The following is a 12,553-nucleotide window of genomic DNA, read 5'->3' as shown; positions in this document are numbered from 1 at the left end:
AGGTTAACAGGAGAGCAGCGGATGAGCGTCCTCGCCAGCGCCCGCAGGCCCGCCAGAGTCATTCCCGGCTTCGGGATCACCCTTGGCTTTACACTAGCCTATCTGTCGTTATTTGTGCTGATCCCGCTGTCGACCGTCGCCTTTAAAACCATTGACATGGGGTGGAGCGGCTTTTGGGGTGTCCTGACCGATCCGCGCACCCAGCATGCCCTGTATCTCAGCTTTGGCACCGCCCTGATTGCGGCGCTGGTCAATGCCGTCTTTGGCCTGCTGATTGCCTGGATGCTGGTCCGCTACACCTTCCCCGGCCGCCGCCTGATTGACGCCGCCGTTGATCTGCCGTTTGCCCTGCCCACCGCCGTTGCCGGGATTGCCCTGACCGCCCTTTATGCCGATAACGGCTGGATCGGCAGCATCCTCCACGGTCTGGGGCTGAAGGTGGCTTATACCCCGGTCGGGATCGTGGTGGCGCTGGTGTTCATCGGCCTGCCGTTCGTGGTCCGCTCGGTGCAGCCGGTGCTGGAAGACCTCAATCTTGATGTCGAGGAAGCCGCCGCCACGCTGGGGGCCACCCGTTGGCATACCTTCAGCCGGGTGATCCTGCCTGCTGCCCTGCCGTCGTTGCTGACCGGCTTTGCGCTGGCCTTTGCCCGTGGCGTCGGAGAATACGGCTCGGTGATCTTCATTGCGGGCAACCTGCCAAAAGTGTCGGAAATCGCCCCGCTGCTGATCGTCATCCGCCTTGAAGAATTCAACTATGCCGGCGCCACCGCCATCGCCGCCCTGATGCTGGCGATTTCCTTCCTCGGCCTGCTGGCGATCAACCTGCTGCAAGCCTGGAACCGCCGCCGCACCGGGGGAGAATAAGCGATGAAGTCCTCGTTGATTGCCGCCAATCGCGGTGCCCTGATTGCCGAAAGCGCCCTGATCCGCACAGTTATCGTGCTGGTCGGGGTAGCCTTTCTGGCCCTGTTCCTGTTTATGCCGCTGGTGCTGGTGTTTGCTCAGGCGCTGTCGTCCGGCCTCGGGGCCTATTTCGCCGCCCTGATTGAACCTGATGCCTGGGCTGCCTTGAAACTGACCCTGCTGGTGGCGGTCATTTCCGTTCCCCTCAACCTGATTTTCGGGCTGGCGGCGGCGTGGGCGATTGCCAAATTCTCGTTCCCCGGCAAAAGCCTGCTGATCACCCTGATCGATTTGCCCTTTTCCGTCTCGCCGGTGATTGCCGGGCTGATTTACGTGCTGCTGTTCGGCAGCCGGGGCTGGCTGGGGCCGTGGCTGAGTGCGCACAACATTGAAATCGTCTTTGCCATTCCGGGCATTGTGCTGGCGACGATCTTTGTCACCCTGCCGTTTGTCGCCCGCGAACTGATCCCGCTGATGGAGCAGCAAGGTACCACCGACGAGGAAGCCGCCCGCACGCTGGGCGCTGGTGGCCTGAAGATTTTTTTCCGCGTGACGCTTCCAAATGTAAAATGGGGGCTGTTGTACGGCGTACTTCTGTGTAATGCTCGGGCAATGGGAGAATTCGGGGCCGTTTCGGTAGTGTCCGGGCACATCCGCGGTGTCACCAACACCATGCCGCTGCACGTCGAGATCCTGTACAACGAATACAACTTTGCCGCCGCCTTTGCCGTTGCCTCCCTGCTGGCCATTCTGGCGTTGCTGACGCTGGTGCTGAAAACCTGGCTGGAATCCCAAGGAGCCGGAAACGGTTCCAACAAACACTGACTCATTGTAATTTTTGTGAAATCTCAAGGGTTTACACTATGAAAATCGACATCCGGAACCTTCACAAGGACTACAACGGCAGCGGTGTTCCCGCCCTGAACGGCGTCAATCTGACCATCGAACACGGCGAACTGGTAGCGTTGCTGGGGCCATCGGGGTCCGGCAAGACCACCTTGCTGCGCTCGATCGCCGGTCTTGAAAGCCCGACCTCGGGCGCGATCCTGTTCGACGGTCAGGATGCCCTGCATCAGGATGTCCGCGATCGCAACGTCGGCTTTGTGTTTCAGCATTACGCCCTGTTCCGTCACATGACGGTGCTCGATAACGTCGGCTTCGGGCTGAGTGTCCGCCCGCGCAACCGCCGCCCAGCGGCCAGTGAAATCGACCGCCGCGCCCGCGAACTGCTGGCTCTGGTCCAGCTCGACGGGCTGGAAGGCCGCTATCCGTCGCAGCTGTCCGGTGGCCAGCGCCAGCGCGTCGCCCTCGCTCGTGCGCTGGCCATCGAGCCGAGCGTCCTGCTCCTCGACGAGCCGTTCGGTGCCCTTGATGCCAAGGTGCGCAAGGATCTGCGTGCCTGGCTGCGCGACCTGCACGACCGCACCGGCCATACCACGGTGTTCGTCACCCACGATCAGGAAGAAGCCCTTGAGCTGGCCGACCGGGTGGCGATTGTCAACCGGGGCCAGATTGAACAGATTGCCCCGCCGCTGGCGCTGTACCGCTCGCCCGCCACGCCCTTCGTTTATGAATTCCTCGGCTCGGTAAACGTGTTGCCGGTCGATGTGCGCGACGGCAAGGCCTTCCTTGACGGCTGCCCGGTTCCGCTGGCCGATGCCGCCCAGGGCACCGACGCCGGAGCCTATCGCATGTACGTTCGCCCGCACGACCTGCGCCTGTCCGAACAGCGCACTCCGGGCAGCGGGGCACTGGGCGTGCTGCAAAACGTCCGCCTGTCTGGCGGGCTGGTGCGGCTGGACCTGAAGCTGGACCTGATTGCCCGCCCGATCGAAGTCGAACTGCCGGTGTCCGATCCGCGCTGGAGCGACTGGAAAAAAGGTGACAAACTGGCAATTGCCGCTGACCGGTTCCATCTGTTTCCCCAAGCTGCCTGAGATCATTCCTGACAGTGGACCCGTTCCGGCCTGCCCGTTCTGATCATGGACGGGCAGGCCTTGCTCATTTCAGGGTTCCGCCGCCATGACCGCCTCCCAGCTCACCATCTGTGCCATCCTGCTGTTGACCCTGCTGTGCTTTGCCTGGGGACGCTGGCGGCATGATCTGGTGGCGATGACCGCCCTGCTGACAGCCGTCCTTGCCGGTCTGGTCCCGACCGAAGCCGCCTTTTCCGGCTTTGCCAATCCGGCAGTGATCAGCGTCGCTGCCGTTCTGGTGATCGGGCGCACTCTCGGCAGCAGCGGCTTGCTGGACCGGGCGACCCTGTGGCTGGATCGCCTGCCGGGAGGCACCACCGCCCTGCTGGCCCTGACCTGTGGGTGCGGCGGGCTGGTGTCAACGATGCTCAACAACGCCGGGGCGCTGGCCCTGCTGTTGCCCGCCACCCTTGCCATCGCCAACCGTCGGGGCCTGTCGCCGTCCCTGCTGCTGATCCCGTTGTCCTTTGCCACCCTGCTGGGCGGAATGGTCACCCTGATCGGCACACCGCCCAATCTGGTAATTGCCCAGATGATCCGGCACAGCGGCGGCCAGACGCTGGACATGTTTGATCTGGCGGTGGTTGGTGGACCGATTGCTTTGGTCGGGATTGCCTACCTCGTCCTTGTCGGCTGGCATCACCTGCCCGAGCGCATGCCCCCCGCAGAGCCAAGTGGCGGCGCCGGTCTGGGACGCTATCACAGCGAAGTCATCATCAGTGCCGGTAGCCCGCTGGACGGGCTGCCTCTGCCCCAGCTCGAGCACCGCCACCCGGTGCGGGTCCACGGCGTGGTGCGGGATGGACGGCACCTGTTTGGCCGCCGGGAAGACTGGTCCTGTCAGGCCGGGGACATCCTGCTGCTGGATGCCGAAGCCTCTGTCCTTGATACCCTGCTGGCGACCGGCGCGGTGCGGTTTTCGCCTGTCCATCTGGCTGGCGAGCCGGAAGAGGTCTGCGAAATGACCTTGCCGCCGCAAAGCCTCGCGCTGGGCAGCACCGCCGACAGTCTGCACCTGCAGCAGCGGTTCGCGGTGTCGCTGCTGGCAATCTCGCGGCAGGGACACCGCTTTGAAGGCAGCCTGTCGCAAATGCGCCTCGGGACCGGCGATGTGCTGATGCTGTCCGGCTCGGCCCCGGCGCTGAACAAGGTCAGCGAGGACCTCGGCCTGCTGCGTCTGGCACCGCGTGATCCCGCCATTCGCCCCCGCCACCCGCTGTGGGCCACCGCCTGCTTTGCCCTCGCGGTCCTCGCCAGCACCCTGCATCTGACCACCCCGTCGGTGGCCCTGATGGCGGCGGTGGTCGCCATGGTTCTGATCGGAGCCCTGGACCTGCCCAGCCTGTACCGCCGCATTGACTGGTCGGTGCTGGTCCTGCTGGCGGCGCTGATCCCGCTCGGTGATGCCTTTGCCAGCACCGGGACCGCTGACTGGCTGGCCCGAGGCCTTGCCTCGCTGCCCCTCAGCCAGACCCCCTATGGCCTGCTGGCGCTGGCCTTGCTGCTGGCCATTGCCATCACCCCGATCCTGAACAATGTTGCCACCGTCCTGATGCTGGGACCAATCGTCATCAGTCTGGCCGAGGCAGGCCACATTTCGCCCACACCGCTGCTGGTGGCGGTCGCCATCGGAGCATCAACCGACTTTCTCACCCCCTTTGGTCACCACAACAACACCATCGTCATGGGGCTGGGCGGATACCAGTTCCGCGACTACAGCCGGGCTGGCTGGCCGCTGACCCTGATCGTTTTCGGCCTGTCACTGTGGTTGATTCCACTGGCTTTTCCCTTCTGACCCAGGCCCGGAAAAAAAAGTTCACATTTCTGCATTTTAGCTATTGTCAGCCAGTGCCGAAGTCTTTATAAGCTGGGCTCCCGACGATGACGCGACAGCGACAGTCGAAACGGGCCCTGGTAGCTCAGTTGGTAGAGCATGCGACTGAAAATCGCAGTGTCGGTGGTTCGAATCCGCCCCGGGGCACCACTTTAAACCCTCGAAACCGAAAGGTCTCGAGGGTTTTCCATTTGGCTGCCGATCAGCCAATTGAGCGAGGTTTTGTCATGTCCCCGCGCGTTCGCCGTATCGTCTATGTCATCCTGTACGAGATCATCGCCATTGCCATGACCTCCGCCGCCATGATCGCCCTCGGCCATGAAAGCGAGACATCGGGACTGACCGCCGTCCTGTCTTCGGCCATTGCACTGGCATGGAACTGGGTGTTCACCTCGGCCTTTGAACGATGGGAATCCCGTCAAACCGTGCGCGGGCGCAGCCTGCTGCGGCGGGTCGTCCACGCCATCGGCTTTGAAGGCGGCCTGACCTTTTTCCTCGTACCCCTGTTCGCCTGGCTGTTGCAGGTTTCCCTGTGGGAAGCCCTGATGATGGACATTTCCCTGCTGATGCTGTTTCTGGTCTACACCTTTGTGTTCAATCTGGCCTTTGACAAGATGTTCGGCCTGCCTGCCTCGGCGGCCTGAAGCAGCCTGCCTGCGTCAGGTCACAAGAGACGACAGTTTGGGAACAAGGACGTGGAGCGCTGCGATAGCCCACTCTTTTTCAGGAACTGTCGCATACTGTCCGCCATCAGAGAGTCTCGGCCAGAAATGCGGCAATCTCGCGCTCCAGCCTGCGATGGATCGCAGCCCGGTCAACGTCGGGCTGATCACGGCAGACCAAAGGCACCTCGGCGGTGATGGCCTCCGGGCAGGGATCGACAAACACAAAATGCTGTCCCGGTACCACGGCGACCTGTGGCGAGGTCGGCAAGGCATGGGCCAGCATCAGCGCATTGCCCGCCGCCGCCATATAGCTGTCGTCCTGAGGCCGATACAGCAGGATGGGGATGCCAACAGGGGCAAGACCAGCGGCATCGAACATGATTGCCAGCGGGTCCAACAAAACCAGCGCCTTCAGACGCGGCTCGGTGGGGGCAATCCACGCAGCCAGATCCGCCGATACAGGCGCCGACCCCCCGGCCCGGCAGGCTCCGTCTTCTGTACCGGGTGGGGTCTCGCAATAGATATCCGCAAGGACAAAATCCGGCCGTGCGCCAGCAAGCACAAGAGCGGTATAGCCCCCTGCAGAATAGCCAATCATCCCGACACGATCAGGGTCCGCGCGGGATGCAAAACGGTCGTCGTGCAGGAGCGCATCCAGGGCGGCAATTGCTTGCTGTGGGCGGTCCATCAGCACCTGAGCCTGACTGCTGGCCAACGGCTTGCCCGCAGCGTCACCCATATGCGTCGGGGCAACAACGACAAATCCCTCGCGCGCCAGCGATACCGCCAGTTGACGGTGATTCAGGGGACCGCCCTGTCGGCCGTGGGACAGCAGAACAACCGGAAATCGCCCCCCTGCCACCGGAGCATCCAGACTGGCCGCGATCTCAAAAGGACCAGCCTGCCAGCGGCTTTCCTCTGCTTCCGAGGGATACCACACAATGACGTCAGCCGATCCTGCCGCATCAGCCCTACCCAGCTTGGCGATGCCAGCGTGAAACGGCGATGCCGACACATCAGCGCTGCACAGAACACCCCAGAATGCCAGCAGGCAAAGCAGACAACGCATGGACAGGACCCCGGAGCAGCGAGCGCAAAACAGGGGCACGATTTTGGCCACACCCACTGTGGCACGTCAAAATGTTCCTGCAAAAGAAGAACATTCCAGCATACTGTGATGACGATCACAGAAAGCGTTGAACCACAACAATCTTGGTTATAATTATCTATACTGTACACAATACTCCAAAAGCACAAGAGCAGTAATCCTGCATCCCAGCCCCAAAATTTTGATCACATTATCAAGGCACCTCAATCAGACATCGCTGAAAAATCCCCATTTATGGGTAATTTTCGTCATTTTTTTACCCTTATTGGTATAAATCTCTATTGCACCTTTAAAAGCAATCTCCCACTCTCGCCTGAACTGCGATGGGTGGGGAGTGATCATGTTGTCCCAATTTGCTGAACGTCTGCCAATCCGGCTTCAGATCGCCTTGCCGATGCTGAGCGTGATTATTTTAGGGTTATTAGTGCTGATTGGTGTGACCAGCACCATTCAGTTCAACGAAGCCCGTCATTCGGCTTCTCAGCAAATGCGAGGACTTGCCACCAGCGAAGTCGCCTCGGTTATCCGCTATTTCGAAGAAGCCTCGCACATGGCCCGGCAGGCGTCGGTGATGACCGCCACCCTGCTGAAGGAAAAGGCCTTTGACCGACAGATCTTCTCGCGCGTCCTGCTCAATACCCTCGAAGACCACAAGGAACTGACCGGTTTTTACGGTGGCTTCGAACCGAATTTCGACGGTCAGGACGCCGCCGCCCGCGGTACCCCGCTGGGGGACGAAAACGGGCGTTATCTGATGTACGCCACCCGTGATGACAGCGGCCACACTCAGGTCGAAATTTCCCCCATGACCGGTGATGCTGCCGAAGACGAGTGGTACAACACCCCGATGAAAAGCCAGAAGGACACCTTCACCGCCCCTTACGCCGATCTGGTCGGCGGGGAAACGGTGCTGATGACCTCTGCCGTTTCGCCGGTGGTGATTGATGGCAAATCGGTCGGGGTGATCACCGTTGACCTCGGACTGAACCGCCTGCACACCATGCTGGGGAAAATCAAGCCGCTGGATAGCGGTTACCTGATGCTGATTTCGGCCAATGGCCAGTGGATTGCCACCCCGGATAAAAGCAAGCTGGGAACACCCGTCGCCGACAAGGACATCCTCGACATTTTCGCCCGTACCCAGAAAGGCGAAACCGTCGAAACAATCCTGCCCGACAGCAAGGGCGATAACTACGTCCTGCAAATGATCCCGGTCAAATTCAGCGAAAACAGCGGCATTTGGGGCTTTGCGGTGGTGGTCCCCGAAGACACCATTCTGGCCAATGCCCGCCAGACCCGCTGGTTGCTGATTGGCACCGGCGGAGTGATCCTGCTGATCGCTGCCGCCCTGACCATGTTCCTCGGCAGGCGGATTTCGGTGCCGGTGCTGCAAATGACCGCCGCCATGAAGCGGCTGGCCGAAGGCGATCTCACCACCGAAATTCGCGGCAGCAAGCGCGGCGATGAAATGGGCGCCATGGCCCGCGCCGTCGAAGTATTCAAAAGTCATGCCCTCGCCGTGCGTGCGATGGAAGAACAGACCCGCCAGCAGGAACAGAAAGCCAGCGAAGACCGCAAGCGTCTGCTGGTGTCGATGGCCGAAACCTTCCGCCGCCACGTCGGCGAACTGGTCGGATCGGTTGCCAACAGTGCCCACGCCATGCAGTCACAGGCAGGCCAGATGGCGGAAAGCGCCACCTCGGTATCGCAGGACTCCTCCACCGCTTCGTATGCCGCCGGGCAGGCCAGCACCAACGTGCAGACAGTGACCGCCGCCAGTACGGAAATGGCCCGCTCGATTGCCATCATCCGGGAACAGGTGTCGGTTTCCGCCGACATCGCCAATCAGGCGGTCGAGCAGGTCAACCGCAATCAGGTCACCATGGAACGGCTGTCCAGCGCGGCCAGCAAGATTGGCGAAGCCATCACCCTGATCAACGCCATCGCCAGCCAGACCAACCTGCTGGCCCTGAACGCCACCATCGAAGCCGCCCGCGCCGGAGATGCCGGCAAGGGCTTTGCCGTGGTGGCCAACGAGGTCAAGCAACTGGCCAGCCAGACCGCCAGCGCCACCGGCGAAATCAGCGCACAGGTGGAAGCGGTGCAGCAGTCGTCCAGCGAAGCCATTCAGGCCATTGGCTCGATCGGGGAAACCATCAGCGAAATCAGTGAAATCTGCCAGGAAATCGCACAAGCGGTGGAGCAGCAGAAGAGTGCGACCGAGGAAATCAGCCGCAGCATCTGTCAGGTGGCCGACGGCACCAGCGAAGTTTCCAGTGCCATCAGCAGCGTGAAGGACCGCGCCGCCGACAGCCATCACGGGGCGGAAACGGTGCTCGAAGCCTCGCAGCGGCTGGCGCAGGATGCCCGCGCCCTGTCGGCGCAGGTGGACTCGTTCCTCGCCAACCTGCAGGCGGCATAACAACAAAAAGGGCGTTTTCCGGTTGGTCAGACAGCCTGAAAACGCCCTTTTTCTTTTTTACCCCAGTGACTTGACCGCTTCCAGCACTGCGGCAGCGTGTCCGGCGACCTTTACCTTCGGCCAGACCTGTGCCACCCGCCCGTCACGGCCAATCAGCACCGTGGTGCGCTCGATGCCCATATAGCTGCGGCCATACATCGACTTTTCCACCCACACGCCATAGGCTTCGCACAGGCTGCCCTCTTCGTCGGCCAGCAGCGGGAACGGCAGATCGTACTTGCTGACGAACTGGTCATGCTTTTTGACCGGATCGCGCGAGGCCCCCACCACCACCGCGCCTGCGGCCTGAAACTCGGCGTGCAGATCACGGAAGCTTTCGGCTTCCTTGATGCAGCCCGAGGTCAAATCCTTGGGGTAAAAATACAGCACCACCGGCTTGCCCAGCTGCTCGGCCAGGGCAAAACGTCCGCCGCCATTGACTGGCAGGTCAAAGGAAGGAGCCGCAGCCCCGATCTCTATCGCCATGTTTGCAAACTCCTTTATGCAGTCGCGCTGTCGGTACGAAGACGGGCAGCGTCGGCGGGGGTTTCGATCAGCGCGCCAAAGACAGCGTATACCGCACCATACGTCTGCTCCATGTGCTGCTGCAATTGCTCAAAACTGGCGAGGCTCGCCGCCTGTGCCAGCCGGTGACGCAGCCCGTCCGAAGCTTGCGCCGGATCAAACGCGCCTTCGACCATGTGGCGGATGATCCCTTGCAGTTCCAGCCACAGGCAATGCGCCTGATCCAGCACCGCGAGCTGGTCGGCGGTCAACAACCCGGCCTCCCGCAGGGCCAGCAGCGCATCAGCCACATTGGCCCGCGCAATCGCCGGGTGCTGCGTGCCATGGCGCAGGATCAGGTACTGCACCAGAAACTCGATATCGACCAGACCGCCACGGGTCAGCTTGACGTCAAAGATACTCGCCGGTTTGCGTTCCCGCGCCATCAGGGCGCGCATGTTGGCGACATCGACCAGCAGCTTGTCCGGGTCGCGCGGACGGCACAGCACCTCCTGCACCGCAGCCTCGATCCTGCCCTGGAGCAGCGGATCGCCACAGACCACCCGCGCGCGGGTCAGCGCCAGATGTTCCCACGTCCAGGCGTCTTCGTTGTTGTACTTGATGAACGAGGTCAGGCTGACCGCCAGCGGCCCCTTGGACCCCGACGGACGCAGGCGCATGTCCACCTCGTACAATGATCCCTCGCGGGTCAGGGCGGTGATGCCGTTGATGAACCGCTGGGTCAGACGGATGTAATAATCCGCCCGTGACAGCGGACGCCGGCCATCGGACTGCTCGGCATCGCCGCTCACCTCATAGACGGTGATCAGGTCAAGGTCCGAGGTGGCAGTCATTTCCCGCCCGCCCATCTTGCCCATCGCAATCACACAGAACCCGCCGCCGGGAATTTCGCCATGGGTACGGGCAAATTCGGCACTGGTGGCGGTCAACAGGCGCGACAGCACCACATCGGCCACTGCGGTCAGGGCTTCCCCGGCCTGTCGGGCGGTCAACAGTTGTTGCAGGGTCTGCACGCCGATCTGGAACTTGTGGCTGTTGGCCCACAGGCGACACAGGTCCAGCGTTTCTTCATAGGCTGCCGACTGTGCCACCAGTTGATCGAGTTCGGTGGCCAGATCGTCACGGCCAAGCGGAGTATCAAAGAACCCCGGCGCCATCACCGCATCCAGGGTATTGCTGCGGCGGGCCAGAATGTGGGCCAGACGCGGCGCATCGCCCATGATCACCGCCACCAGATCCAGCAGACTGGGATTGGCGTGGAACACCGAGAAAATCTGCACTCCGGCGGGAAGCTGGCCGAGGAAATCGTCAAAATGCATGAACGCCTGATCGGGCTGCGAGGTCTTGCCCAGCGCCTTCAGCAAGGATGGCAACAGCTCGGTCAACAGCTCCTTGGCGCGGGTCGAGCGCAGAGCCCGATAGCGGCCATGGTGCCAGCCGCGCACGGTGGCCGCAATGCCCGCCACATTGCTGAACCCCATTTCGCCCAGCGTCCGCAGGGTATCGGGATCATCTTCCGCCCCGGTAAACACCAGATTGCCGACATCGCTCGACAGGTCGGGGGCTTCTTCAAACAAATCGGCATAATGGCTTTCGACCAGACACAGCGTGGAGCGCACCGCCTGATCAAAGCTGTCGAGGTCTTCAAAGCCCATAAAGGCCGCCAGATGCAGCAGCCGGTCCGGGTCGGCGGGCAAGGTCTGGGTCTGGGCGTCGTCGATCATCTGCAAACGATGTTCGAGGGTGCGCAGGAAGCGATAGGCAACGGTCAGTTCGGCGGCCACCTGCGGCTTGACGTGGCTGTGCTCGACCAGCGCCTGCAAGGCTTCCAGCGTGCGCGAGGTGCGGGTTCCCGGCTCACGCCCGCCCCAGATCAATTGCTGGGTCTGGGCAAAGAACTCGATTTCACGAATGCCGCCCCGCCCCAGTTTGATGTTGTGACCGGCCACCGCCACCACCCCGCATCCCTTGTGGGCGTTGATCTGGCGCTTGATTGAATGGATGTCCTGAATGGCATAGAAATCCAGCGACTTGCGCCAGACAAAGGGCCGCAGATGGCGGACGAATTCGTCCCCCCGTTCCAGATCCCCGGCCAGAGCGCGCACCTTGATCATCGCCGCCCGTTCCCAGTTCTGGCCAAAGCTCTCGTAATAGGCTTCGGCGGCAACGGTCGAAATGCAGACCGCCGTTGAACCGGGATCAGGGCGCAAGCGCAGATCGGTGCGGAACACATAGCCGTCAGCGGTGCGCTCGTCCATGATCCGCACCAGCGTTTTGGTCAGGCGGACAAAAAATTCGCTGACTGACTTGCGCCCGACATAGGTGATTTTATCGTAGTCATACAAGCAAATGATATCAATGTCGGACGAATAATTCAGTTCGCCCGCCCCCAGCTTGCCCATCCCCAGCACCACAAAACCGCTGTCCTTGCACGGCTGGTCAGGATGAGGCAGCACGATATGCCCACCCTCGGCCCCGTCGCGCAGCAGGTGCGTTGCCGCCAGATCCAGTGCCAGCGCGGCATAGGTGGACAGCGCGCCCGTCACCTGCTCCAGGCTCCAGGCATGCGAGATGTCGGCCAGACCGCTCAGCAACGCCAGCCGCCGCTTGCCGACCCGCAGGCCCTTCATCAGGCGGGCGATGTCCTTTTCCCCGAACAGGGTATTGCGAACGTTTGTCTGCAGATCCTGCCACGCCGCATCCGGTCCTTGTGCCAGTACCTCGCACAGATAGGCCGGGTCTTTCAGCGCACACAGGGTCAGATAGGGGCTGTTGCCGAACAGGGCGGCCAGATACGGCAGATACGGCGAGCCGTCGGCAACGGCGGCCTGCAGCAGTGACTGCACCGCCGGATCATCGCTGCGGGTGGCATTTTCCAGCCAGCGTTCCAGCGCCACCGCCAGCGACGCCGCCGCGTGGGGAAGCGGCAATCCCGCCCGCAGTCCACGATGGGGCGGCAGCGGATGGGGGAACGAGCCAAAGCTGGCATGCAGGGGAAGAGCGGAAGAAGCGAGGGTCAAATCAGGCGTTCCCTATTTCTGTTTTTTAGCGCAAACTGCGGCCGGTTTTATCTGGCAA

The 12,553-nt window shown here is 61.9% G+C and carries 9 protein-coding genes and 1 tRNA gene; 7 read left to right on the top strand and 3 right to left on the bottom strand.

All coding sequences use genetic code 11. The features are described from left to right. The first annotated feature begins 21 nt into the window (after window positions 1–21). The 6 genes from cysT (at window position 22) to BW995_RS00125 (ending at window position 5,360) form a co-directional block, all read left to right on the top strand. On the top strand, window positions 22–867 hold the full coding sequence (gene cysT / locus BW995_RS00150; RefSeq protein WP_076397908.1) for a sulfate ABC transporter permease subunit CysT: 846 nt from the start codon (window positions 22–24) through the stop codon (window positions 865–867). A gap of 3 nt (window positions 868–870) precedes the next feature. After that, the gene (cysW, locus tag BW995_RS00145; protein ID WP_076397907.1) at window positions 871–1,731 is read left to right on the top strand and encodes a sulfate ABC transporter permease subunit CysW; all 861 of its coding nucleotides are present in this window, start codon (window positions 871–873) and stop codon (window positions 1,729–1,731) included. A 38-nt stretch (window positions 1,732–1,769) separates the two neighbouring features. Continuing rightward, window positions 1,770–2,843: a sulfate/molybdate ABC transporter ATP-binding protein gene (locus BW995_RS00140; protein WP_076397905.1), complete on the top strand. Its 1,074-nt coding sequence runs from the start codon at window positions 1,770–1,772 to the stop codon at window positions 2,841–2,843. Between the two features lie 85 nt (window positions 2,844–2,928). Continuing rightward, window positions 2,929–4,677, top strand: coding sequence for an SLC13 family permease (locus BW995_RS00135; protein ID WP_076397904.1), 1,749 nt, complete (start codon window positions 2,929–2,931; stop codon window positions 4,675–4,677). Window positions 4,678–4,790: 113 nt separating this feature from the next. Then, window positions 4,791–4,866 (top strand) — tRNA-Phe (locus BW995_RS00130). A gap of 77 nt (window positions 4,867–4,943) precedes the next feature. Beyond that, entirely contained in the window at window positions 4,944–5,360 is a 417-nt protein-coding gene (locus BW995_RS00125) for a PACE efflux transporter (RefSeq protein WP_076397902.1), read from the top strand. Window positions 5,361–5,466: 106 nt separating this feature from the next. On the opposite strand, the gene BW995_RS00120 is transcribed toward BW995_RS00125, so the two are convergent. After that, complete coding sequence (locus tag BW995_RS00120; RefSeq protein ID WP_076398848.1) at window positions 5,467–6,450, bottom strand: alpha/beta hydrolase family protein; 984 nt, start codon at window positions 6,448–6,450, stop codon at window positions 5,467–5,469. A 379-nt stretch (window positions 6,451–6,829) separates the two neighbouring features. On the opposite strand from BW995_RS00120, the gene BW995_RS00115 reads away from it, so the two are divergent. Next, window positions 6,830–8,911, top strand: coding sequence for a methyl-accepting chemotaxis protein (locus BW995_RS00115; protein WP_076397900.1), 2,082 nt, complete (start codon window positions 6,830–6,832; stop codon window positions 8,909–8,911). A gap of 57 nt (window positions 8,912–8,968) precedes the next feature. Here BW995_RS00115 and BW995_RS00110 read toward each other — a convergent pair whose 3' ends face one another. Continuing rightward, window positions 8,969–9,436, bottom strand: a complete 468-nt coding sequence (locus tag BW995_RS00110; protein WP_076397899.1) for a peroxiredoxin — start codon at window positions 9,434–9,436, stop codon at window positions 8,969–8,971. A 14-nt stretch (window positions 9,437–9,450) separates the two neighbouring features. Further along, window positions 9,451–12,495 (bottom strand): bifunctional [glutamine synthetase] adenylyltransferase/[glutamine synthetase]-adenylyl-L-tyrosine phosphorylase, encoded by a 3,045-nt coding sequence (locus tag BW995_RS00105; protein WP_245821178.1) that lies wholly within the window; start codon window positions 12,493–12,495, stop codon window positions 9,451–9,453. Window positions 12,496–12,553 lie beyond the last annotated feature (58 nt).

The organism is Insolitispirillum peregrinum, from assembly GCF_900156605.1.
Lineage (GTDB): Bacteria > Pseudomonadota > Alphaproteobacteria > Rhodospirillales > Rhodospirillaceae > Insolitispirillum > Insolitispirillum peregrinum.
Note: the sequence above shows the minus strand (reverse complement) of the source record. Positions and strands in the feature narration are given on the sequence as shown.